Origin of the sequence: Sphaerisporangium rhizosphaerae, from assembly GCF_042665155.1 — a bacterium.
In the GTDB taxonomy this organism is placed as follows: domain Bacteria; phylum Actinomycetota; class Actinomycetes; order Streptosporangiales; family Streptosporangiaceae; genus Sphaerisporangium; species Sphaerisporangium rhizosphaerae.
The window spans coordinates 364,909-386,981 of record NZ_JBHTCG010000003.1 but is presented as its reverse complement, the minus strand read 5'-3'; the positions used below and the strand labels follow the sequence as shown (position 1 = coordinate 386,981).

Here is a 22,073-nt window from a genome sequence, read left to right as displayed (position 1 = left end):
CGGCGTGTGCCGCTCGGCGTGCGCCGCCGCGGGCGAGGCCGTGCGGGCGGTCACACCGGGCCGCGGACGCGGACCTCGCCGACGGGGCGCCCGCCGCCGAACTGCGGCGGAGTGGCCAGCGTGGTGAGCTCCGCGGCCTCCAGACCGAGCCCCAGCGCGCGCAGCGTGGCGACCGTCACCGGGACCCGGGCGCGCGCGTTGCCGTCCTCGATCTTGACGGTGGCCGCGTGGCCGTCGTCGAAGGCGAACGCGTCGAACCCCTCGGCGCCCGACTTGACCATGAGGCCGGGGACGGCCCGCATCAGCGTGGCCTCCGGGCGGGTGGTGCCCGAGGTCCATTCGGGGTGGGCGCGCATCGCGTCGGCGACGCGCCGCTCGTGGCCGCCCGGCTCGGCCAGCGCGAGGGCGCGGAACGCCCGGGCGATGCCGGCCATGGAGGAGAAGAACAGCGGCGCGCCGCAGCCGTCCACGCCGGTGGCGGCGACCCGCTCGCCGGTCAGCTCCTCGGCGGTGGCGCGGATGGCCCGCTGCAGCGGGTGGGCGGGGTGGAGGTAGTCGGAGGTGCGCCAGCCGTTGACCACGCAGGTGGCCAGCATGGCCGCGTGCTTGCCCGAGCAGTTCATGGTGAGCCTGGCCGGGCCGCCGCCCGCGCGCAGCACGCGGTGCGCGGTCGCGACGTCGAGCGGGAGGTCCTCGGGGCACTGCAGGGCCGACTCGTCCAAGCCCGCGACGGCCAGGATCTTCAGCACGCCCTCCAGGTGGAAGTCCTCACCGGAGTGGCTGGAGCACGCCAGCGCCAGCAGCTCTCCGTCCAGCTCCAGCCCAGCGCGGAGCATGCCGACCGCCTGGATGGGCTTCATCGACGAGCGCGGCGAGGCCGCGGCGGCGACGTCCCCGTGGACGACGGCGGTCTTGCCCTCGGCGTCCACGGCGAACACCCAGGCCCGGTGGACCGACTCGACGAACCCCGAACGAACGACTTCCACGATCAACGGCGCAACGGACACGTCATCTCCTCTCGCACATGAGTCTACGGACGGACGATCAGTGCCGTTCATCCGGCGACCATTCGGCGCCGGCACGCGGACGGCTTGCCCGGCGTACCCACGATGTGGACCTTGACGCGCGACGGCGGGACGCGACCGACCGGCCCGCCGCACCGGCCGAGAGCGCGAATGACCGGCGTCCGCGCCTCGCCGAGAAGCGGTCACCGCCGGGCGCGCCTCGCCGGGGGTCCAGGTGACCGGCGCCCGCGCCTCGCCGAGGGCGCGGCGGGGTTCGCGGGGGTCCACAGGCGGTGGAAGAATCGGGGACCATGCGCGCCGTTGTCCAGAGGGTCGGTTCCGCCTCCGTGGTCGTCGACGGGCGGACCGTCGGAGCCATCGACGAGCCCGGCCTGCTCGTGCTGGTCGGCGTGACCCACGACGACGGTCCCGCCCATGCGGCCAAGCTCGCCGCCAAGCTGTGGGGCCTGCGCATCCTGTCCGGCGAGAAGTCCTGCTCCGACATCGGCGCCCCCCTGCTGGTGGTCAGCCAGTTCACCCTCTACGGCGACGCGCGCAAGGGCCGCCGGCCGACCTGGCAGGCGGCGGCGCCCGGGCCGGTGGCCGAGCCGCTGGTCGAGGCCGTCGTGGCCGAGTTGCGCGCGCTCGGCGCCCGGGTGGAGACCGGCGTGTTCGGCGCCGACATGAAGGTCACGCTGGTCAACGACGGCCCCATCACACTCGTCATCGACATCTGACACCGCCCACCCGGGCCGGGCCGGCGGAACCCCGGTCGGCCCGAGCACGACATCCCGCCGCAGGCGACCTCCCGCCGCAGGCGACCTCCCGCCGAGGGCGACGTCCGGCCGGGGCTTCGGGGGCCCGGCGGCAATGAGGAAAGTCTCCTGGTCAGCCTGTGGTTTGTGTGAGACGAGCTTCACGGTCATGGGTGCTTCGCGGAGCGAACCGTCTCGTGGCGATCAGGATCACGACGAGCGCGAGCGGCACGATCCACCCGCTCCAGCCGAGGATCGTCGCCTGCGTGGTGTCGACGTGCTCGCCGGCCTTGGCGAACAGGAGGTAGGTCCCGCCCGCCCCATTGAACGCGGCGTGCGCGAGGGCCGCGGGCCACACCAACCCCGATCGCAGCCGCAGCCAGCCGAAGACCGCGCCGACCAGGATGCACATGCCGACCATCATGGTCACGCCGAGCCAGCCCGGCGCATCCGGGTAGTTGTACCCGAGGAGAATCAGCGGAGCGTGCCAGAGGCCCCAGATCACGCCCGAGATCAGGAGGGCTGGGAGTGTACCGAGCGGCATCAGTTTCGGCAGCAGCCACCCTCGCCACCCGAGTTCCTCGCCCAGCGCCGGGATGAGGTTGATGAACGCCGCCAAGGGGAGTGTGGCGAGCTGGATGACGATGAGCGCGCCGATCGGTATCGGGATTTCGGCCACTCCCGCGGCGCCCGCCCGCTCGTCGAGGACCTGCTGGAAGGCGGAGAAGTTCACGAAATCGGCCGGGTAGACCCCCAGCAGCGCGCCGACCGGGAGCGCCACCAGGACGAGCGCGATGGACACGATGATCCCCAGCGCCGCGTAGCCGAGCAGGCTCCGGACCGGTCGCAACGGCCACAGTCCGAGCGTCCACGTCTTGTGCTGCGACCGCTCGACGAAGAACACGACGACGAGGGCGGCGATCGCGGGGGTCATCATCGTGGCGGCGGCCACGAGGGTGAACCAGGGGGCGGCGAGTCCGTCACCGAACCAGAGCGGGAGCGCGAGGAGCCAGGCGAGCGCGAACGCCAGGATGGTGAACACACCGATGGATCGCAGATCGCGGCCGCTCATGCGGGGTCCGCCCCGGGGCGTGGCCGTCTTCGATCCGCCTGGAGATTCGATGGTCACGACGTCCGCCTCTCGAGGATGTGCAGACCGGCGATGGTGCGGTCGTCGCGGAACGCGATGCGTGCCGTGTAGTCGCCCGCCTCCAACGCGAGCGGCGTGTTCGTGATCGTCACGTCGCCGGCCCGGGTGACCTCAGGCTCTCCGAACCCCTCGAAAGCTCCCGACAGGCCGACGATCTGCGCCCACGCGGCCGCGAGCGCGTCCTCCGACAGGCCATCGCGCATGCTCGGGTCGAACTGCTCGGTGACATGCGTCCATCGCCCGGATGCGAGGTCCTCGATCACCGAGGCGGCCAGTTCGGCGACGCCGGGCAGGGGCGTGGTGTTCATGGATTCTCCTGTTCGTGGATCGATCGGCCTGCCGTAGCGCTGAAACGCCGCCTGCCGGCTCACGCCGAGCGCATCACCGATGACCTGCCACGTGGCGCCGTTCTGGCGCGCCTGCTGCACGACGGCACGCACGACGTCATCGGCGGCCGCCTGAATGCTCACGGCGCGCCCTATGGAGTCGGCCCAGTCGTCGCTCCTCGTCAGGACACGCGAGGCGAGGAACGCCTCCATGCGCGCCTTCAAGGCCCGCACCGCCTCTGTCAACGTCTCTTGCACTCGTAAACCATAGCTTTACAAATGGGCTATGCGTCAAGAGGGATTGCTGGGACCATGTGGCTCAAGTCGAACGCTAGCGAGCGTTTTCGCAGCTCAGAGCATTGACCTTGCGATGCCCCGGTCCGCGGCGATTCGCGGATTCACTGCGGACCGGGGCATCGGGTCCACGGCGCGCATGGCGTCGGCCGGGGTCGGCACTCGCGGCGACGTCGACAAGCGCGCGGCCTTGACGAACCGGCCGGTGTGATCGGTGCCGGTCACCGCGCCTGAACGCGAGCGGCACGGCGAACCGGTCCGGCACCGATCCACCCCGGTGACCGAACGGAGACGTCAGCCGGGGGATCTTTCGTTACCGCAGGTCAGACGCGACTTCGTGGAAATTTCTCTATTGCTACCGGAACCTCTTCAGCGGATGCGGCGGCGCAGGGCGGGATCGATCGTGACGTTGCGCCCGGCGTCCGGCGGCACCACGACCTCCTGGGTGGCGGCGACCCCGCCGGCCAGCAGCGCGATGTCCACCGGCACGGTGCGCTTCACCACGGCCAGCGCGATGGGCCCGAGCTCGTGGTGGCGGACGGCGGTGCCGACGAAGCCCACCTGCCCCGGCTCGGCGGCGCCCTCCACCGCGGCCTCCGGGTCGGCCTCGCGCGGCGAGCCGACGCCGAACGTCACCGGCGCCCCGTGCGGCGGCAGGGTGTCGACGCTGCCGTCCAGGTGCAGGAAGACCAGGCGGCGCGGCGGGTGGCCGAGGTTGTGCACCCGTGCGACGGTCTCCTGCCCGCGGTAGCACCCCTTGGACAGGTGGACGGCCGAGCCGATCCAGCCGACCTCGTGTGGGATCGTCTTGTGGTCGGTCTCGAAGCCCTCGCGGGGAAGGTGCGCCTCGACGCGCAGCGCCTCGTAGGCCCACAGGCCCGCCGGGCGCAGGCCGAGCTCGGCCGGGAGCCCGGCCAGCCGTTCGCGCGGGACCAGCAGGTCGCCGCCGATGGCGATCGCCCCCTCGGGCGCGGACACGGCGGCGCCCTCGTCTCCCGCGCCCGGAGCCCGGACCGTGACGACCGCGTACGCGGAGGTCAGGTCGTCGACCTCGACGCGCATCATGAACCGCATCTTGAGCAGGAAGGCGATGAGCGCGGCCGAGGTGCTGGGCTCCACGTGGGCCCAGAGCGACTCGCCGTCGTCGACCAGGGTGAGATGGTGCTCCAGCCTGCCCTGCGGGTCGAGGAACAGCGTCTGCGACGGGGTGCCCGGCTGGAGCGTGTCGACCTTCTGCGAGGTGAGGCTGTTGATCCAGCCGAGCCGGTCGGGGCCGGAGATCCGCAGGACGTCGCGGTTGCCGCGGTCGACGAGGGCCCGCCCTTCGGCCAGCGCGCGTTGCTCGGCGTACGGCTCGCCGTAGTGGGCGGCCACGGCGTGGTCGGGAGACTCGGCGGCGACCGCGCCTGGCGTGTCAAGCAGAGGGCTACGCATGCCCCAAGGTTATTGCGCCGGGCAGGTCGCGGGGACCTTCAGGACCGGCAGTCGCGGCAGCGGCCGAAGACGGTCAGGTGGTGGACGTCGGTCTCGAAGCCGAGCTGGTCGTTGAGCGTGGTCACCAGGCCGTCGACCATCTCGGGACGGACCTCGGTGATCTGGCCGCACCCCCGGCAGACCAGGTGGACGTGGTCGGCCTTGCTCGCCAGGTGGTAGGTGGGCGCGCCGTGGCCGAGATGGGTGTGGGTGACCATGCCCAGCTCTTCGAGCAGTTCCAGCGTGCGGTAGACGGTGGAGATGTTGACGCCTCTCGCGGTCTCCTGCACCTGCCCGCAGATGTCCTCAGGAGTGGCGTGTCCGAGCCGGGTCACCGCCTCCAGCACCAACTGCCGTTGCGGAGTCACCCGGTATCCGCGCGCGCGCAACTCCTCGTGCCATGTCCCGGTCATGGAATGAGTCTACGAGCAGCGGAGGGAAGCAACGCCGGTGTAACCGGTTGCGGCCCGCCGTAAATAATCGCTTGCCCCCGCGCCGGAGGCTCGCATAGCGTACGAAGCACGCAGAAGGGAGGTGGTCCAAACAATGGTTAGTCATTATTGGGCTAGCGAGGTGGCTGTCCGCTAGGACATCGCCCATCGGGACCTTCGTCCAGATGATGTCGTGCCCTCCCGGGCACCGGCGACGTCCGGCGAATCCAAGCAGACACCGGAACCCCGGGCAGCCGGCGGGGGGAGCCTTCTCCTCCCATGGTCCAGCCGGCCCGTCTCCCTCGGAGGCGGAGCGCGCCCGGGGTTTTCACGTTCCTCCAGGTCCTCACCGCCGCGACGGCGTCCCCGCCCGGGCCCGCGCGGGCCCGGAGGGGTCTCAGCCGACCTTCTTCAGCTCCGCCGACAGGTGCGAGGTCAGCGGCCGGCCCACGGCGGCCATGTCGTAGGCGTACATGAGGTTGCCGTTGACCAGGCCGTAGAGGCGGCGCCCCGCGGTGTACTCCTTGGCGGTGGCCGTGCGGGCCACGACGTCGGTCTGCAGCTCGATCTTGTGGAACACGACCTCGCCGACGTAGATCTCGACGATGCCCGTGGGGTGCGAGAGCAGCACCTCCACCTGCCGCTCGGGCAGCGAGCGCCAGTGCCCCGACTCGGTGGCCAGGGGCCTGACCATGGCGCCCTCGTCGTCCAGCAGCCACGTCTTGCTCTGGTAGCTCAGGAACGGCTTGCCGTTGTGCTCGAAGACGATCTCCTGGCCGAAGCGGAAGCTCTCGATCGTCGGGTAGCCGCCCACCCCGGCCCCCTCCCACCTGCCCAGCAGGAAGGCGATCGGCTCGAGGTCCGGATGAATTGACTGGGAGTCCATGGCATCTGAGCCTAGATGCCCGCCCACGGGGCCCGTGCCAGGACATCGGAACCGGGAATCGCCTGGTGAAGCGCCCGTGTCCCCGAATAGGCTCAGAGCCATGGCACGATCAATGGTGATAAAGGTGACGGCGGGCGCGGATGCCCCCGAGAGGTGCAACCAGGCGTTCACCGTCGCGGCGGCGGCCGTGGCGAGCGGCGTGCCGGTCTCGCTGTGGCTGACCGGCGAGTCCGCCTGGTACGGCCTGCCCGGCCGGGCCAAGGAGTTCGCCCTGCCGCACGCGACGCCCCTGGCCGACCTGCTCGACGTCGTGCTGGCCGGCGGGAAGGTCACCGTCTGCACGCAGTGCGCGGCGCGCCGGGACATCGGCCCGCAGGACCTCATCGAGGGCGTCCGCATCGCCGGCGCGTCGACCTTCGTCGAGGAGGCCCTCGCCGAGGACGCGCAGGCGCTCGTCTACTGACCGCCGGCGCGCTAACGGGGCAGGACGGCCCTGAGGCGCTCGTCGCGCAGGCGGTCGTACCAGGCGTCGTCGATCGGCGCCAGCGGCCCGGACGCCCAGCTCAGGAACACATCGGCCAGCCAGGGGTTGCGCGCGAGCGCCGGGCCGTGCAGGTAGGTGCCCACGATCTTGCCCGCGTGGCAGCCCTCGGTGCCGTCGCCGTTGCCCGTGCCGACCACCGTGCGCGACAGGGGACGCACGCCCGGGCCGAGGCGCGTGACGCCCATGTGGTTCTCGAAGCCGGTCAGCATGTGACCGCCGAGCCCGGTGTCCACCTCGGCCGCCAGCTCGCCCACCGCGCGGGCCGGCCCGCGGGCGCTCTCGATGTCCAGCAGGCCGATGCCCGCCACCGGCTGGCCCTCCTCGCCGCCGAACACCGACCCCATGATCTGGTAGCCGGCGCAGACGGCCAGCAGCGACGCGCCCCGGTCGACCGCCCGGGGCAGGCCGCCGTCGCGGCGCAGCCGCTCGGCGGCCAGGATCTGCGGACGGTCCTCCCCGCCGCCGATCAGGTAGATGTCCCCCGAGTCTGGCACCGGGTCGGCGGAGCGGACGTAGACGGTCTCGACGGGGATGCCCCGCTTGCGGGCCCGCTGCTCCAGGATCAGGACGTTGCCCTGGTCGCCGTAGGTGCTCAGCAGGTCGGGGTAGATCCACACGATGCGCAGGGCGCTGTCAGAGGGCACGGCCGAACTCCGCTCGGATCTGCTGGAAGGCTGTGTAGTTGGCGATCACGTCCACCCGGCCCGGCGCCTGCCGGGTGACGGCCTCGGCGAAGCTCTCGCAGAGCTGGAAGGGCACCCCGGCGACGTCCAGGCGCAGCGCCAGGTCCAGGCGGCGTTCGCCGGTCACGTAGACCGGGCGGCCGCTGAGGATGCGGTAGTCGACGTCCCACAGCCACGAGGTGTCGCGGCCGTCGGGGCCCTGGGCGTTCACCGACAGGATGATCGGCAGGGCCGGGTCGGAGACCTCGAAGGCCTCCAGCCACCCGGCGGGGTTCTTGGCGAGCAGCAGCCGCATCGCGCGGCCGTCGCGCTCGACCATGGTGTAACGCCCGGCGACCGAGGTCACCTCGCGCAGCCGCGGCAGGGCCTGCTGGACGGGCATGCCGAACAGTTCGGCGACGGCCAGGGCGATGGCGGCGTTGGCGCGGTTGGCCCGGCCGGGCAGGCTCAGGTCGAGCACCCAGCGCTGCCGGCGCGGGTCGATCACCGCGTCGTCGTCGAGCACCCACGCCGGCTCGGGGCGGCGGAAGGTGCACTCGCGGCAGGCCCAGTCGTCGCCCTTGCGGTCGAGGGGGCCGCCGCACTCGGGGCAGCACCAGGAGTCCTCCTTCCAGGGCTGCCCGCACGACACCCAGGTGACCCGGGCGGCCGTGGAGGCGCCCCAGGTGACCAGCGGGTCGTCGCAGTTGGCGACTACGTGGACGTCCTGGCCGGCCAGGGCGCGCCGCCATTTCTGGGCCAGCAGCCAGATCTCGGCCGCGCGGTCCATCTGGTCGCGGCTGAGGTTCATCAGGCAGACGACGCTCGCGCCGGTCGTGTCGAGCACCTCGGGGAGGTACTTCTCGTCGACCTCCAGCACGGCGAACGGCGCCTGCTTGGACTGCGACAGCGCCGACACGTGGCCGGCGGGCATGTTCGCGCCGAAGGCGTTGGTGGCCACCTCGCCGAGCTCCTGGAGCTCGGAGGTGATCAGACGGGTGGTGGTGGTCTTGCCGTTGGTGGCGCTGACCAGCACGAGCTTGCGGTCGGCGGCCAGCTTGCGCAGCAGGTCAGGCTCGAGGATCAGCCCGACGCGCCCGCCGATCACCGATCCGTCGCCGCGTCCGGTGACCCGGGAGAGGGTCGCTGCCGTACGCCCGAGGGCACTCGCGAGCTGAGCCCGCAGCGGTAGCTGGGTCATGCCCGAGATCCTAGTGCCGCCCGCGCGAAGAGTCCCTCACGAGCACCCAAAGCGCCCCTCTCGAGCGGGCCGCCGGTCAGTCCATGAAGGACAGCTCGGCCCGGTTCTCGGCACCGCCCTCGAACGGCAGGACGAAGCGCCGCGGCCAGGACAGGACCGTCTCCAGCCAGGCCGCGCCCATCGTCTGGGCGACGTGCCGCAGCCGGTCGCGGGGCTCGACGCCGATGGCCACGGTGGCGAAGTCGCGCCCGACGCCCTCGTGCTCGTCGTCGCCGAGCAGCACCCGCCAGGCCAGCGCCCGGTTGCGGTCCATCTCCATGGACAGCGGGTGGTGGCGCAGCGCCTTGGCGCGGTGGCCGAGCAGTTCGGCGCGGGCCATGGCCTCCGCCCCCGCCGCCCCGTTCACCCCGAGGTGCGGGTACGGACGGCCGGTGGGGTCGGTGCCGAACAGGGCGTACTCCATCGCGGGCGCGGGGCTGCGCAGGTCGGGCGCCGGGCGGCCGTAGGGGAAGAGCCGGTCGACCTCGTGCACCCAGCGCACCTGCGGGATCACCCACGCCGCGCCCGGCCGCTCGCCGGCCGAGGGCTTGGTGTCCTGGGAGGGGTCCAGCAGGCCGGCCGCCACCTCGGCGGCCTTGACCGTGAGCAGCGTCGGGTCGTAGAAGGTGCGCAGCGACCAGGCCCGCCGGGCGACCGCGCGCTCGACGAGCGTCGCCAGCAGGCATTCGCGGCGCCGGGGCGGCAGCTCGGCCCAGATCTCGCGAAGGACGCGCGGCACGCCCGGCAGCGACCGGTTGGTGCAGAAGGCGAGGACCACCGTGTCGGTCCAGATGCGCAGCCACGCCCATTCGGGGGCGTCGGCGAGCAGGTCGGCCTCGCGCAGCTCGAACAGGGTGCACGCCTTGCCGCTGGTGCACTCGCGCCCGCAGGCGGCCGAACGGCGGCCGCGGATCGGCGGGATGGGGCCGAGCACGGTGCGCTCGCGGTCCTCGCCGAGCGGCACCTGGATGCGCAGCGGGCGGTCCATGCCGTCGGCGAAGACGGCGGCGATGCCGGGCTGGAGCGAGACGACCTGCCGCGACTGCTCCTCGCTGAGGTTGATCGCGGCGCCGACCAGCCGGCGGTCGTCCTCGGCGGGCAGGCGGTGCACGACCTTGAGCGCGGTGTTCTTGACCACGTCGGCGATGAGCTTGGTGGGGATCTGCTCGGCCACCACGATGCCCTCGCCGTAGGCGCGGATCTCGGCGAGCATGCCGGCGAGCAGCTCGACGGCGTGGGTGCTGGCGCGCTGGGAGCCGCGGTCGCGCAGCAGCCGGTGCGCCTCCTCGATCACGATGACGTGCTGAAGCCCCTTGGACTTCTCCTGGCGGGCGCGCATGCGCAGGTGCTCGACGATGCGGATGATCAGCGTGCCCATGAGGAACGCCTTGTCCTCATCGTTGGCGACGTCCTCGATCGCGAACACGACGTTGCGCTGCAGCAGGCCGCCGATGTCGGCCGGGTGGCCGCCCTCGAAGAACCGGCCCGCGGAGCCGACGCGCAGGCTGCGCAGCCGCAGGCTGATGAAGCCCTCGACGTCGGCCTGCACCTCGTTGCCGTACCCGATCTCCTGGATGACCTCGAGCGCCTGCGCCTGTAACTGCTCCAGCGTCGGCACGGCCGGCTGGACCGCGGCGCCGGGGATGCCGCCGCCGGTGACGACGTCCCAGCCGTTGGCCTCGTAGACCCGCTGCAAGGCCAGCGACATGATCTGCGGGAAGGGCTCCTCGGCGTCGAAGGCCGCCATGAACAGCGCGCGGACCATGTCGATGTGCGCCTGCACCGGATAGCCGGGCTCGGGGGCCAGCGGGTTGACGCTGAACGGCACGTTGTCGGGCGCCGAGGGGTTGATCACGGTCAGCGGGGACAGGCGCTCGACCCGGCCCGCCATGGCCGCGTACTCGGACTTGGCGGGCTCGATGGCCAGCCACGGGATGCCGGCCTCGGTGAGCTGCTCCAGCAGGTGGCGGACGGTCTGCGACTTGCCCGAGCCGGTGGCCCCGGTGACGAAGGCGTGCCGGTTGAGCGTGGCGAGCGGCACCCGGAACGAGCCGACCGCGCGGTCCTGGCCGTCGATGATGGCGCCCAGGTCGAGCACCGGCTCGCCGGTGTTGCGCACGTCGGCCTCGCTGGTGACGTCGAAGAACCCGGCGTCCAGCACGCGCACGCCCGGCACCTCGCGGCGGGGCAGCCCGGCCAGCGCGGCCAGCGCCCCGGCGGTGGCGGCGAACGGCGCCGCCGCGCCGTCGGCCGGGTCCTGCAGAGTGACCCCGAGCGCCTCGGCGAACCCGTACAGCGGCTCGCCGGAGGTGGAGCGGCCGAACCCGGCCAGGATGGGCAGCGACAGGGCGCTGCGCAGCCGGTAGGGGTGGTGGCTCATCTCGACCGACCCGACGAGCACCGGGGCGATCTGGCGCAGCTCGTCCGGGCCCGCCGCCCCGGCCAGCACGCGGACGTTCCACAGCCCGGCCTCGCGGAAGGCGTCCAGCTCCTGCATGCGCCGCTCGGCGCGCTCGGCGTCGAACCGGCTGCGCTCGGAGGCGTCGCCGTACTGGCGCAGCACGTTGAGCTGGGTGCGCAGGTGGGCCACCTCGGCGTCGAGCAGGTCGGTGGGCTCGGCCACCACCAGCCAGGCGAACGGGCGCGACATGAGCGTGACCAGCGTGGACTCGAACAGGGTGGGACGCAGCAGGTCGTCGGGGCCGGGCTCCCTGCGGCCGTTGAGCGGCGGCGCCTGGCGGCCGGGGCAGGGCGTCCAGGCGAGGTCGGCCAGGTCGGCGAGCCAGTCGTCGCCGATCTCGACGCCCCGCGCGCCGCCGGGGAACAGCAGCGGCTGGGGGCCGTGCGGCGGCTCCTCCACGGTGGCGCTGGACGCGCGGCGCGGCGGGCGCGGCGGGGTGAGCGGCCCGGCGTTGGTGATCAGTTCGAGCGGCGCGCCCGAGCCGCGCGACAGCCAGCCGATGACGAACGGCCGGTTGCGCTGGGCGGCGGAGAGCACGGCGGGCAGGACGGTGACGAAGTCCCACTCTGCCGACGAGCTACGCGAGGGGGCGGTGATCGCCTGGATGCGATACCACGGACCACTCAGCGGGAACGGCGCGCTAGGCGCTGCGGAGGACACGCTTGCCTGCATATCAAGCTCGGATCCTTATCGCCACCGGCGTTTGCCAGGGGATTACCTCTTCAATGCCTTCTCCTCCCGTCCGGGCGCGGATCACTGGCCTCTCCGCCAGTCGAGCCGCTCCGGCGGGGGGCCGAGGTTGGGCGGGAACGGGTCGGGTTCGGGCTCGCCTTCGGGTTCTGCGGGGGTGAGCATGACCCGGCGGACCTCCTCGAACTCCCCCAGAGTGGTTTTGGGGAAGGTGAGGATGGCCGGGTTGGCGTCGGCGAGCCGCACCTGGCGTCCCTCGGCCGTCGCGTGGGTGACGATCACCGAGGTGGTGGGGAGCTGCTGGAGCTGGTGCGGCTCGACCAGGAACTCGCGGCTGCGGTGCAGCACGCGCTCCTCCCCCATCGCCTTGCTGGCCCTGCGGCCCCACTCGGTGGACTCGGTGATGCCCTCCTTGAGGTCCCCCTCGGCCTTGTCCTCCTCCTCGGGCCCGGCCCGGCCGGCCCCGTCGCCGACCGTCGAGGTGTAGGAGCCGTTCAGGCCGTCCACGCTGGTGCCGATGGTCTCGGTGAGCTGCGCCAGCTCCAGGCGGTGCTCGGTGCCCATGTGCTCGCTGGCCACGCGGGCGTCCTCGGCGTTGCCGAGCCGCATGAACGCGACGGCGGCGTGGCCGCGGCCCAGGCGCTCCCTGACCGTCGGGGTGAGCGCGCGGTAGGTGAGCACCAGGCCGGTCTGCGAGGTCTCGCAGGCGTCCATCAGCCGGTCGAGCACGTCCCCGCGCAGCTTGTCCGCGCCCGCGACGATGATCGTGTGGTACCAGGGCCGCTCGGAGGCCGGGGATTGGCGCAGGATGTGGGTCAGCGCCGTGGCGACGTAGGTGCCGAGCACGCGGTTGCCGAACACGCCGGCCTGGCGGTCCATGGAGACCACGCGCAGGCGCGCCGGCGGCAGCCGCACCGCCTCGGAGCCGAGCGTCTCGAGCTTGCGGAGCTGGGACTCAAGGGCCCAGGCGCGCTCGATGACCACCCGGTCGGTGACGCCGCGGCCGAACAGGGTGCCGATGCGTTCGAGCTGGGTGGCGGTGAGCAGGCCGAACCGCAGGTCGTCGCGCGGGTCGCCCACCTGGGCCAGGGCGCGCAGCGCGGCGGTGACCTGGTTGATCGTGGCGTTCTCGCCCAGCACCTCCAGCACCCGTTCGAGGATCGCGTTGTCGAAGCTCAGGTCGCGGGTGGTGCGGTGCTCCTCGCTGACGCTGACGACGTGGGCGAGCACGTCGGCGAAGGCCTCGGGCGGCAGCGTGGCGCCGAGGTCGAGCCGCGGCAGGTCGGTGGGCAGCACCCACACCAGCGGGTCGTCTCCGCCGCGCCTGGCCAGCTCGATGAGGTCCTTGGCGATGGCGCCCTCGGACAGGTCGAGCACGGTGAGGTGGCCGCCGCTGTAGAGGCGGGTGGCGCCGAGCAGGGTGATCAGCGCCGACCAGCCGGGCAGGGTGCCGCCGGCCACGTCGATGCGGTCGATCTCGTCGGGCACGGCGACGGCGTACCAGGTGAGCTGCTTGTCGTACTGCTCCTTCTTGGCGGCCCACTCGCGGTAGCGGGCGGCGTGCTCCTCCTGGGCCAGGAACAACTCGTGTTCGCGCTGCTCGCGCTGCTTGCCCGCCCGCGTCTCCTGCTCGCGGATGCGCGAGCGCAGGGCGCGCTCGCCCTGGTGGACGGCGTACCCGCAGATGGCGGCGATGCCGCCGGTGGCGACCAGCCCGATGACGACGAACGGCCAGCCCATGATCTCGGTGAGGCCGAGGGCGAGGATGAGCACCGCCAGCAGCGACATGAAGACACCGACGATCTTCACGGGGCGGTTGAGCAGGTCTTCCTGGAGGCGTTCCCTGCGGACCCAGGTGGGGTCGACGGCGGCGGGCTCGGCCGGGGCCTCGGCCGGTGAGGGGCGCCTGGGAGGCGGGCCGGGGTCGGGGAACAGCATCGCGTACTGCCAGCCGAGGTAGATCCGGTCAGCCTGCAGCTGCGCATGCTCGGGGTGCACGTCCGCCACCGGACCTCCACCTGATCAAGGGTCGTGCCTGCCGGAAAGCTCGCCGGCGCTCTCGTGGTCCGCTCTCCGACTGTGACAGCGTAAGAGGTGGGCTCCGCATTCGGGCACGGTTCTCGCCATTCGGACCAGATATCTGCCCTCTGCCCCTACACATTGGGACGAACGAGGCGGACGGGACAGAGGGAGCGATTACGATCGTGTGGCATGACGTCGTCCCCCGTTCGTCGCGGCCGCCGTCGTCGACGCCCGATCCTGGTGCCGGCCGTGGTCCTGCTCGCCGCCGCCGGCCTCGGCGCCACCGCGGCCCTCGGCGGGCTGCGCGAGGCCCCCGCCGAGCAGCCCCCGCAGCGCAGGGCGGGCGAGGAGGTCGACCAGCACCTGTTCCGCACGAAGATCGAGAACGCGGTCGTGCGGTCGGCGCCCACCGGCACGGACGATCCCGGCGCACCGAAGGAGCGGGTCCTGGAGCTCAGCCTGCGGGTCTACAACAACGCCCGCAACAGCGTGCCGCTGGAGGCCCTCGACGAGTCGCTACTGCTCATCGCGCCGCCCGAGGGCGACCCGCTGAAAAGCCCCGAGGGCGGCCGGGACACCGGAAAGTGGCGGTTCGGCGACTCGATCCCCGGCGAGGGCCTGCCCGGAAGGACACTTCCCCCGAAGCGGACCTCCCTGGTCGTCATGCGGTTCCACTCGAACGCCGGCGCCGACGAGCGGCCCCCCGCCTTCCCCGGCTCGCTGACCGTCGAGCTCGGCCGCTACGAGAACCACGAGGACGCCTTCACCGGACGCCACCGGGCCCAGCTGGTGACCGGCGACGATCGGAGGCCCGTGGTCGCCGCGCGGGTCACCGTCCCCGTGCGCGAGGAGGCGTGATGGTCCGGCCGGCCGTCGCGCCGCCCCCGGACGGCACCGACCACCGGACCGGGCGCCGCGCCGCCGAACCGGCCCCCGCCGCGTCGCGCGCCCGGCGGGCGGGGCGGCGCCTGGCCGGCGGGACGGTCACGCTGGCCATCGCCGCCGGGGCCGTGTACGCGCACACGTACGTCATGGACAAGGACGACCTGGACGCCCCGCTGACCACGCACGCGGCCGCCGGCGCGGTGGCCGCGAACGGGCGGTTCGGCATGCGGCTGGAACGCGTCGCCGTCACCCGGACGATCAGGCTGGCGACCCCGTCGAACGATCCGGACACCGGAGCGGAGGTGATCAAGGAGACCGGGCACGTGGGCACCGGGGACGTCTTCGTGGTCGCCACCGTCCAGGCCACCTCCGCCGGGGACCCGCTGTGGCTGAAGGAGGCCTGGCTGCACACCCGCGACGGGCTGGACTACGCCGTCAGCGACCGGGTCTACGGCATCTACCGGCGCGCCGACCACCCCATCCAGCACGGCTGGTGGTCCGAGCTCGACTACGTCTTCGAGGTGCCGAAGGAGGCGCTGCCCGGGGCGTCCATCATGGTCACCGCGCCCTCCTCCAACGGCATCAACGACGACATCTACCCCGGCCGGTACGACCAGCTCCTCCCGGAGGTCTCCCTGTCCCTCACCGCCGACGACGCCGCGACGCGGCGCCTGATCTCCGAGATGGCCGAATCGGTGCGACTGATGGCGCGGCTGTGAGCCGGCCCCGCGGGCGCGGCCCGGAGCCCGAGCCGGAGGAGGAGCCGTTCGACGCCTTCGCGCCGAACCCGCGCAACAGCCCTCCGCCGGGAGAGAGCGCGGTCACCTCGACCGGCTCGTGGGAGGCGTTCCCCACCACCTTCCCGATCCCGGTGGTCTCGCCGGACGACCCGGCTCCGTCGCCGCTCCCGCGCCGCACGCCGGGGAAGGCGCCGCATCCGGGCAAGAAGCCGCGTCCAGGCGAAGCGCCGCATCCGGGCGGGAGCACCCCCAATCCGGCCGGGGCCGCGCCAGGAGCCGGACCGGGCACCGCGGACGCCACACCGGCGGCGGCGCCGGGCACGCCAGGCGTAGGACTGAGCACGGCGAACGCAGGGCTGAGCACGCCAGGCGTAGGGCCGAGCACGGCGGGCGCCACGCCAGGAGCGGCGCCGAACGCGGCTTTCGCCACGCCAGGAGCGGGGCCGAACGCGGCTTTCGCCACGCCAGGAGCGGGGCCGAACGCGGCTTTCGCCACGCCAGGTGCGGGGCCGAGCACGGCCGGCGCCACACCGGCATCGAGGTCGAGCGCGGCGGGCGCCGTACCCGCCTCGGCACTCGGCTACTCGGGGACCGCCACCGGGCCGGTGGACACCGCGCCGGTCATCCCTGCGGCCGGCGCGCCGGAGGCCGCGCCGGAGACGGCGGCGGTTCCTCGCGGCAGCACACGTTCCGCCCGCCGGGAGCGCGGCCGGCTCGTCCGGGCGGCGCGGGGCGCCGGCCTGCTCGTCGCGGCGGCGGCGCTGGCCGCGGCCACCGTCGGCGTGCAGTGGTGGGACAAGTCGGCGTGGGTGGCCGAACGGTACAGGCCCGAGACCGCCAAGGACGTGGGGCACGGCCAAGAGGCCACCCTGCACGGCGTGAGCTGGCAGGTCAGCGTGACCTCCGGCCCTCCGGCCTCCGGCCAGGACGCGGGCACGGCGTCCCTGGTAGCGGACGTGCTGGTGACGCCCACCTCGGCCGCGGAGATCCAGAAGTCCTTCCCGCCGGACTTCAGCATGCGCGACCGGGCCGGGCACAGGTGGCTCGCCCAGGCCGAGCAGACGCTGATCCGCGACGATCTCAAGGTCGGGCGGCCTGTGCGCATGAAGGTGGTGGCGGTCGTGCCCGAACGGCTGCGCGACACCGCCGAGTTCGTGCTGAACTACGACACCGAGGCGCTGCGCTTCGCCCGCTGACGGGTCGCCGCGATGTCGAAGGTGGCGGCGAACAGGCACAGCGTCAGCGTGGTGAAGAGCAGCCCGCGGGCGAAGTGCACCGGGATCTGGTAGACCTCCCAGTCGAGCTGCCGGTGCGCCGTGCCGATCAGGTAGTAGGCGCCGCGTTCGGCGTAGTCCATGGCCACGGCGAGCAGCACGTAGCACAGGCACATGAGCGTGAACAGCGGCGCGCCGCCCCGCAGCGTGAGGCGCAGCGCGTGCAGCACGGGCGGCCACCGGTCCAGCCCGGCCCGCACCGCGACCAGGCCGGCGCCGCGCCGGGTGATGCGGTGGGCGCGCCGTCCCGCGCGGGTGGCGGCCTCCTCCAGCGGGGTGCCCCTGACCGCCTCCCGCCCGCTCTCCGCGTACGCGCCGTACACCAGGACGGCCAGGGTCAGCAGGATGAGGGGGGTGAGGATCGCGCCGCCGAGGTCCGGGCGGATTCCGGCGAGCCACTCCATCGCGGCGCGCCAGCCGGGCACCGCCCGCTCCAGCGCGGCCCAGTGCTCGTTCCACCAGGACACCACGACGCGCCGGCCCAGCCACTGCGACCGCTCGCCGACCAGCGCCACCACGAGGGCCGCTCCGTAGAAGGTGTAGGCCAGCTCGGAGAAGGCGACGCCGAAGGCGAGCCGCGACCCGCCCCGGCGCTCGTGCAGGGCCGCCAGGACGTAGCGCAGCACGATCGCCACGCCGGTGAAGATCAGTGCGATCTTGATGTCGAGCAGGAGGTTGGTGCCGGCGTCGGGCGGCACGGGCTTCGCCGGTTGGGCGCCGCCGGTCGTGCCGAGGGCGCCCGAGAGCTCGGCGGCCACGAAATCGTCGTACTGCTCGGCGTAACGCTCCATGTCCGCGTCGGCGAACCGGCGCCAGTCGGCGACCTGCCACCCCCAGGCGAGGTAGAGGGCGACGTAGGCGATGATCGCCCGGCCGAGCGCGGTGAACAGCGGCTCGTCCGCCTGCCCCTCGGCGCGCCTGGCGGCGGTCTCGGTCAGCGCCCCGCGGACGGTGTGCAGCATGCCGACGGTCACGATCATGCCGAGCATGACCATGACGACGAACAGGAACATGGCGCCGGCCAGGCGCCACTCGCGGTGGGAGCCGTGGGAGAACTCCGACCCGGCCACCAGCAGGCCGAACCGGCCCAGCTCGCCGGCGCCGAACCACAGCGTCATCGGCACCAGGCACCGCGCCCACAGCGCCAGCGCGTGCAGTGGCAGCCCGTACGGCGAGCGCCGCCACCAGCGGACGGCGTCGGACACGGGCCGTGACCCAGCCCCCAAGGTCAACGAATCGGACATCCTGGGCATGGTATCCACGGCGCCACAACCCTCGCAGGGCATCGCCACAATGCGGTGTCAGAACGGCGTGCCGGAGCCGCGCGTCGCCCGGCCTCGCCGAACGCGTGGGGTGGCGGCCCGGTCACCCTCCGGGGATTTGCGGCTTATGTGGCCCTCTACAGGTGTCTGGTGTGTATCTATGAGACTAAGGAGACGGATGGGGATCACGTAGCGACTACCATCCTGTGCCATGACGTCCACCCCTCCTCGCGGCGCCCGACGCAGACGGCCGGTGCTCATCCCGGCCGTCGCCGTCCTGGCGGCCGCGACCGCGGGAGTGAGCGCCGCTCTCGGCGGGCTGGCGCAGGCGCCTGACACCTCCGTCGAGAAGCTGGGCAAGGGCGCCGAATTCGACCAGGGAAAGATGCTCACGGTCGTCCAGGACGCCGTGGTGCGCTCCGGCGGCAAGTTCGAGATGGGCGTCTCCAGCAAGCGCTACCTCCAGATCATCCTCAAGGTCACCAACGAGACCGACCGCACCATCCAGGCGCAGGAGATGGACCACGCGCTTCCCACCGTGCGCGCCGACTCGACCACGATCAAGCCGAAGCCCGGCGACCTCGGCCCCTACATCAGGTCCATCTCCCAGGGGCACTCCTACGCGCAACTGCATCCGGGCGTGCCCACGACCGTGATCATGTCGTTCGAGCTGGAGCCGGGCCGGCCCGTGCCCAAGAGGCTGAGCATCGACCTGGGCGCCTTCGAACTGCACGAGGACTTCTACAGCCGGCAGCGCGCGTGGTCGCAGATCTTCCAGGACACCGCGGTGACGCCGTCGCCCGCGGCGAGCGCGACGCCGGCCTCCTCGCCGTCCGGCACGGACTCTCCGCGGCTCGGCCTGGCGGAGCCGAAGACCCGCCTTCCGCCCGTGGTGGCCGCCCAGGTCGATCTCCCGGTCCGAGTGGAGACCTCGTGATGGCCGTCTCGTCCGACTTCGTACCCCATCCGGCGTCGGCGTCGCCGTCCCCCACGCAGCCGCCGCCTCCGCGACGGCCTGCCTGGCGCAGGATCGTCTCCGCCGTGGCCGGCGTCGCGCTGGCGATCGGCGCGGTGTACGCGCAGACCTACGTGATGACCGTCAACGACAAGACCGCCCCGCTCACCGTGTCGGGCGGCATGCGCGAGGAACTGCGGACCGACCACTTCTCCGCCCGGCTGGAACGCGTCGAGTTCGCCCGTTCGATCCGGGTGAAGAAGACCTACAGCACCGACGAGGCGACGACCGACCAGATCTTCCTGGTCGTCAAGGTCGGCGCCACCTCCCCGCGCCGGCCGATCAAGCTCGTCCCCCACCTGGTCACGGCGGGCGGTCTGCGCTTCGCGGCCACCGACAAGGTGGACGAGAACGCGACGATCACCGCCAAGTGGATCCAGCCGGGATGGTGGCGCTCGGGGCTGTGCTTCTTCGAGATCCCGCCCGACGAGGTCGCCGGCGCCCGCGTGGTGGTGTCCGAGCCGGTCAACTCCCTGTACGACGACCAGTACATCCCCGAGGTCTCCATGGACCTCGGCCTGGACGAGGCGAAGGCCAGCGAGGCGATGAGCGCCGCCAAGGACGGCTACGAGGTGAGCGGCATATGAGCCAGAATCCCAACGACATCGGCGTGTGGCGGCCGCCCGCCGCCGAGCCGTCGTGGTTCACCCCCGCCCCGCGCCTGCCCCGGCCCGACGCCCGGGTCTGGCCCCCGCCCGCGCCGGAGCAGGAGGAGCCGCGCGGGTCCTCGACGGTTCCGATGCCGGCCGTGCAGGACGGACAGGCTCCCGGCCGCCGAGCCTGGCCGCCGCCGCCCCCGGTCCCCGCCGCGTCGCCGCCTCCCGGCCCCGCCGCGTCGCCGTTCCGTGGCGAGGCCCCGGCGGAGCGCGCCGCGGCCGCCCCGGCGGCCCCGGCCCCCGCGCCCCCGATGTCCCTCTCGTCCTCTCCGTCCGCCGCGCCGCCCGCGCCCACGGCACCGCCGCCCGCCGATCGCGCCGCCTCCGCGGCCGCGCCTTCGGGCCGCCGCCGGATGCCGAGGCCGGCCAAGATCGGCCTGCAGCTTCTCGGCGCGGTCGCGCTCACGGCCGCCCTTCTCGGCGTCAAGGGATACGACCAGCTGACCCGGTTCGAGCGGGACAACCCCGCGGCCCAGGTGCGCCACGTCGCCTCCGGCCAGGCGGCCGACCTGGCCGACGCCCGCTGGCGACTGCTCAAGATCGCGCCCATGGCGCAGCAGCCGGACAACCTCGCGCCCGGCACCATCATGCTGCAGATCGACCTCGAAGGCACCCCGCTCAACCAGGACGGCACCCGCTTCACCACCACGCCGCCGTACTACTACACGGGAGACGCGGCGGGCCGCACCTGGATGGCGCTGTCGTGGAAGGCTCCCGAGCGGCTGACCCCGGGCGTGCCCGGCCGCTTCACCCTGATCAGCTCGGTGCCGAAGGACGTGGCCGGCCAGGTGGAGCTGCTGCTGTGGCCTAACTCGTATGTTGGAGAGCGGGAGTGGGGGCCCGCTCTGCGCTTCGCCCGCTGACGCCGGCGAGGGCCCGCCGCCGCTCGGCGCCGGCGGCGATGTCGAAGGCCGCCGCCAGCAGGCAGGTCGTCAGCACGGTCACGGCGAGGTCGATGACGAAGCGCACCGGAACGAGCAAGACGCTCAGGTAGAGCACCGGGTGGTCGCTGCCGAGCAGGTACACGATGCCGCGCAAGGCGTAGTCCGCCCCCACGCGCAGCCCGACGAAGCACAGGGCGAAGTACCCGAACAACGGCGCGCCACCCCGGATCGTCAGGCGCAAGGTGTTCATCAGCGGCACCCAGTCGGCCCACCGGCCGAAGAAGCGCACCAGAGTGCGGCGGGTCAGCGAGTGCGTGCGCGCGGTGAGCATGGTGCCCGCCTGGGTGGCCACGCCCTCCAGCCGGGTGCCCCTGATCACCCCACGGGCGTCCTCGGCGTAGGCGCCGTACATCAGGATCGCGACCGTCAGCCACGCGGCGGGCAGCACCAGCGCGTCCCACGCGTAGGGCTTGACGGTGTCCAGGATTCCGCCGAGGGCGGCCAGGCCCGGAATGTGCACCTGCAACCCGTCGAAAAGGTCCCCCACCCAGGACGCGGCCACCCGGCTGCCCAGCCAGCCGCCCACCACGTCGCCCCGGGAGGCGACGACCTGCGCGCCGTAGTAGAAGAAGGACAGCTCGCAGAAGGCCACGGCGAACGCCGCCGTGCGGGCCTGGTCGCGCTCGTACCAGAGGGTGAAGAAGTAACGGGCGAGGAAGGCCACGGCCATGATGACCAGCGAGGCGGTGAAGTTCAGGCCGACCAGGATCTGCGCGGTGTCCGGGTGCTCCCCCGTGACCAGGTCGTAGAAGGCGCCGTAGGCACCCTTGTCGTCGCTCTGGCGGGTGATGTCCATGGACAGGTAGTCGCGGACGTCGTCCAGGTGCCATCCCCATGCCAGATACAGCGCGACGAACGGGATGATCACCCTGCTCAGGGTCGAGACGAAGCCCTCGTCCTGATCCCCGTCCGCTCGCCTGGCCCGCATCTCCCACAGCGCGCCGCGCAGCGAGGAGAACATGCCCACGCTGACCACCAGGCCCGCCATGACCATGATGATGAACACCAGCATGGTCAGCGCGTAGCGCAGGTCCTTCATCGAGCCGTGGCCCAGCTCGGTGCCGCCGACCATCAGCCCGAACCGCACGAGCTGCCCGGCCGAGTACCACATGACCAGCGGCAGAACGCACCGCCCCGCCAGCCGCAGCGCGTGCAGCGGGAGGGACCAGACCGACGGAGTACGGATGGATTCGGACATCCGGTGCATCCTATCGACGCAGCCCCATTCGCCGCAGCGGCATCGCCCGTTTCACCGCCCGCGCCATGCCCCGGAAGGACCCGCCCGGCGACCCCACGAAGCCCGCCGCGGCGCCGACGCCCCGCGCACACCCGGCGCACACCCCCCGGAACCCGCGAGGG

Annotated in this window: 20 protein-coding genes; 8 read left to right on the top strand and 12 right to left on the bottom strand. The window is 72.7% G+C overall.

The window, feature by feature from the left end; translation table 11 throughout:
* Positions 1–50 precede the first annotated feature (50 nt).
* Positions 51–1,007 (bottom strand): asparaginase, encoded by a 957-nt coding sequence (locus ACFQSB_RS06790; RefSeq protein WP_354922105.1) that lies wholly within the window; start codon positions 1,005–1,007, stop codon positions 51–53.
* Positions 1,008–1,315: 308 nt separating this feature from the next.
* On the opposite strand from ACFQSB_RS06790, the gene dtd reads away from it, so the two are divergent.
* Complete coding sequence (gene dtd / locus ACFQSB_RS06785; protein WP_380824970.1) at positions 1,316–1,741, top strand: D-aminoacyl-tRNA deacylase; 426 nt, start codon at positions 1,316–1,318, stop codon at positions 1,739–1,741.
* A gap of 151 nt (positions 1,742–1,892) precedes the next feature.
* Here dtd and ACFQSB_RS06780 read toward each other — a convergent pair whose 3' ends face one another.
* From ACFQSB_RS06780 to ACFQSB_RS06760, 5 genes are all read right to left on the bottom strand, one after another.
* A complete protein-coding gene (locus ACFQSB_RS06780) occupies positions 1,893–2,831 on the bottom strand; it encodes a CPBP family intramembrane glutamic endopeptidase (protein WP_380824969.1) in 939 nt (312 codons plus the stop codon).
* A gap of 53 nt (positions 2,832–2,884) precedes the next feature.
* Positions 2,885–3,448 (bottom strand): DUF3887 domain-containing protein, encoded by a 564-nt coding sequence (locus tag ACFQSB_RS06775; protein ID WP_380825058.1) that lies wholly within the window; start codon positions 3,446–3,448, stop codon positions 2,885–2,887.
* A gap of 450 nt (positions 3,449–3,898) precedes the next feature.
* Positions 3,899–4,963: a CAF17-like 4Fe-4S cluster assembly/insertion protein YgfZ gene (ygfZ, locus tag ACFQSB_RS06770; RefSeq protein WP_380824967.1), complete on the bottom strand. Its 1,065-nt coding sequence runs from the start codon at positions 4,961–4,963 to the stop codon at positions 3,899–3,901.
* A 38-nt stretch (positions 4,964–5,001) separates the two neighbouring features.
* Positions 5,002–5,415 carry a Fur family transcriptional regulator gene (locus ACFQSB_RS06765; protein WP_354852296.1) on the bottom strand — a complete coding sequence of 138 codons (414 nt, stop codon included), beginning with the start codon at positions 5,413–5,415 and terminating at the stop codon, positions 5,002–5,004.
* A gap of 415 nt (positions 5,416–5,830) precedes the next feature.
* A complete protein-coding gene (locus ACFQSB_RS06760) occupies positions 5,831–6,319 on the bottom strand; it encodes a heme-binding beta-barrel domain-containing protein (RefSeq protein WP_354852295.1) in 489 nt (162 codons plus the stop codon).
* Positions 6,320–6,419: 100 nt separating this feature from the next.
* On the opposite strand from ACFQSB_RS06760, the gene ACFQSB_RS06755 reads away from it, so the two are divergent.
* Positions 6,420–6,782, top strand: a complete 363-nt coding sequence (locus ACFQSB_RS06755) for a DsrE family protein (RefSeq protein WP_354852294.1) — start codon at positions 6,420–6,422, stop codon at positions 6,780–6,782.
* Between the two features lie 11 nt (positions 6,783–6,793).
* Here the strand turns inward: ACFQSB_RS06755 and ACFQSB_RS06750 are convergent, their stop codons facing one another.
* The 4 genes from ACFQSB_RS06750 to ACFQSB_RS06735 form a co-directional block, all read right to left on the bottom strand.
* Positions 6,794–7,507: a type 1 glutamine amidotransferase gene (locus ACFQSB_RS06750; RefSeq protein ID WP_380824965.1), complete on the bottom strand. Its 714-nt coding sequence runs from the start codon at positions 7,505–7,507 to the stop codon at positions 6,794–6,796.
* Positions 7,497–8,726, bottom strand: coding sequence for a MurT ligase domain-containing protein (locus tag ACFQSB_RS06745; RefSeq protein WP_354852291.1), 1,230 nt, complete (start codon positions 8,724–8,726; stop codon positions 7,497–7,499). Before ACFQSB_RS06745 ends, ACFQSB_RS06750 begins: the two co-directional genes overlap by 11 nt.
* A gap of 76 nt (positions 8,727–8,802) precedes the next feature.
* On the bottom strand, positions 8,803–11,898 hold the full coding sequence (locus ACFQSB_RS06740; RefSeq protein ID WP_380824964.1) for an ATP-binding protein: 3,096 nt from the start codon (positions 11,896–11,898) through the stop codon (positions 8,803–8,805).
* 81 nt (positions 11,899–11,979) lie between these two features.
* Complete coding sequence (locus ACFQSB_RS06735) at positions 11,980–13,923, bottom strand: hypothetical protein (RefSeq protein ID WP_380824963.1); 1,944 nt, start codon at positions 13,921–13,923, stop codon at positions 11,980–11,982.
* A gap of 204 nt (positions 13,924–14,127) precedes the next feature.
* Here ACFQSB_RS06735 and ACFQSB_RS06730 point away from each other — a divergent pair, with 204 nt between their 5' ends.
* The 3 genes from ACFQSB_RS06730 to ACFQSB_RS06720 are packed head-to-tail and all read left to right on the top strand — an operon-like array spanning position 14,128 to position 16,759.
* Positions 14,128–14,796, top strand: coding sequence for a hypothetical protein (locus ACFQSB_RS06730; protein WP_380824962.1), 669 nt, complete (start codon positions 14,128–14,130; stop codon positions 14,794–14,796).
* Positions 14,796–15,542 carry a hypothetical protein gene (locus ACFQSB_RS06725; RefSeq protein WP_380824960.1) on the top strand — a complete coding sequence of 249 codons (747 nt, stop codon included), beginning with the start codon at positions 14,796–14,798 and terminating at the stop codon, positions 15,540–15,542. Before ACFQSB_RS06730 ends, ACFQSB_RS06725 begins: the two co-directional genes overlap by 1 nt.
* A complete protein-coding gene (locus ACFQSB_RS06720; protein ID WP_380824958.1) occupies positions 15,539–16,759 on the top strand; it encodes a hypothetical protein in 1,221 nt (406 codons plus the stop codon). Before ACFQSB_RS06725 ends, ACFQSB_RS06720 begins: the two co-directional genes overlap by 4 nt.
* Here the strand turns inward: ACFQSB_RS06720 and ACFQSB_RS06715 are convergent.
* Positions 16,726–18,081, bottom strand: a complete 1,356-nt coding sequence (locus ACFQSB_RS06715) for a hypothetical protein (RefSeq protein WP_380824956.1) — start codon at positions 18,079–18,081, stop codon at positions 16,726–16,728. The genes ACFQSB_RS06720 and ACFQSB_RS06715 overlap by 34 nt on opposite strands.
* Positions 18,082–18,310: 229 nt before the next feature.
* On the opposite strand from ACFQSB_RS06715, the gene ACFQSB_RS06710 reads away from it, so the two are divergent.
* The 3 genes from ACFQSB_RS06710 to ACFQSB_RS06700 are packed head-to-tail and all read left to right on the top strand — an operon-like array spanning position 18,311 to position 20,633.
* The gene (locus tag ACFQSB_RS06710) at positions 18,311–19,036 is read left to right on the top strand and encodes a hypothetical protein (RefSeq protein ID WP_380824954.1); all 726 of its coding nucleotides are present in this window, start codon (positions 18,311–18,313) and stop codon (positions 19,034–19,036) included.
* Positions 19,036–19,701, top strand: a complete 666-nt coding sequence (locus ACFQSB_RS06705; RefSeq protein WP_380824953.1) for a hypothetical protein — start codon at positions 19,036–19,038, stop codon at positions 19,699–19,701. Before ACFQSB_RS06710 ends, ACFQSB_RS06705 begins: the two co-directional genes overlap by 1 nt.
* Complete coding sequence (locus tag ACFQSB_RS06700; RefSeq protein ID WP_380824952.1) at positions 19,698–20,633, top strand: hypothetical protein; 936 nt, start codon at positions 19,698–19,700, stop codon at positions 20,631–20,633. The genes ACFQSB_RS06705 and ACFQSB_RS06700 overlap by 4 nt, the downstream gene beginning before the upstream one ends.
* On the opposite strand, the gene ACFQSB_RS06695 is transcribed toward ACFQSB_RS06700, so the two are convergent.
* Positions 20,578–21,912, bottom strand: coding sequence for a hypothetical protein (locus tag ACFQSB_RS06695; RefSeq protein ID WP_380824951.1), 1,335 nt, complete (start codon positions 21,910–21,912; stop codon positions 20,578–20,580). The two genes, ACFQSB_RS06700 and ACFQSB_RS06695, sit on opposite strands and share 56 nt — an antisense overlap.
* Between the last annotated feature and the right edge of the window lie 161 nt (positions 21,913–22,073).

Bases quoted from the DNA above. Each gene is read 5' to 3' on its own strand.
- dtd (WP_380824970.1), top strand. From the start codon at position 1,316: ATGCGCGCCGTTGTCCAGAGGGTCGGTTCCGCCTCCGTGGTCGTCGAC.
- ACFQSB_RS06780 (WP_380824969.1), bottom strand. From the start codon at position 2,831: ATGAGCGGCCGCGATCTGCGATCCATCGGTGTGTTCACCATCCTGGCG.
- ACFQSB_RS06775 (WP_380825058.1), bottom strand. From the start codon at position 3,448: ATGGAGGCGTTCCTCGCCTCGCGTGTCCTGACGAGGAGCGACGACTGG.
- ygfZ (WP_380824967.1), bottom strand. From the start codon at position 4,963: ATGCGTAGCCCTCTGCTTGACACGCCAGGCGCGGTCGCCGCCGAGTCT.
- ACFQSB_RS06765 (WP_354852296.1), bottom strand. From the start codon at position 5,415: ATGACCGGGACATGGCACGAGGAGTTGCGCGCGCGCGGATACCGGGTG.
- ACFQSB_RS06760 (WP_354852295.1), bottom strand. From the start codon at position 6,319: ATGGACTCCCAGTCAATTCATCCGGACCTCGAGCCGATCGCCTTCCTG.
- ACFQSB_RS06755 (WP_354852294.1), top strand. From the start codon at position 6,420: ATGGCACGATCAATGGTGATAAAGGTGACGGCGGGCGCGGATGCCCCC.
- ACFQSB_RS06745 (WP_354852291.1), bottom strand. From the start codon at position 8,726: ATGACCCAGCTACCGCTGCGGGCTCAGCTCGCGAGTGCCCTCGGGCGT.
- ACFQSB_RS06740 (WP_380824964.1), bottom strand. From the start codon at position 11,898: ATGCAGGCAAGCGTGTCCTCCGCAGCGCCTAGCGCGCCGTTCCCGCTG.
- ACFQSB_RS06730 (WP_380824962.1), top strand. From the start codon at position 14,128: ATGACGTCGTCCCCCGTTCGTCGCGGCCGCCGTCGTCGACGCCCGATC.
- ACFQSB_RS06725 (WP_380824960.1), top strand. From the start codon at position 14,796: ATGGTCCGGCCGGCCGTCGCGCCGCCCCCGGACGGCACCGACCACCGG.
- ACFQSB_RS06715 (WP_380824956.1), bottom strand. From the start codon at position 18,081: ATGTCCGATTCGTTGACCTTGGGGGCTGGGTCACGGCCCGTGTCCGAC.
- ACFQSB_RS06710 (WP_380824954.1), top strand. From the start codon at position 18,311: ATGACGTCCACCCCTCCTCGCGGCGCCCGACGCAGACGGCCGGTGCTC.
- ACFQSB_RS06705 (WP_380824953.1), top strand. From the start codon at position 19,036: ATGGCCGTCTCGTCCGACTTCGTACCCCATCCGGCGTCGGCGTCGCCG.
- ACFQSB_RS06700 (WP_380824952.1), top strand. From the start codon at position 19,698: ATGAGCCAGAATCCCAACGACATCGGCGTGTGGCGGCCGCCCGCCGCC.
- ACFQSB_RS06695 (WP_380824951.1), bottom strand. From the start codon at position 21,912: ATGTCCGAATCCATCCGTACTCCGTCGGTCTGGTCCCTCCCGCTGCAC.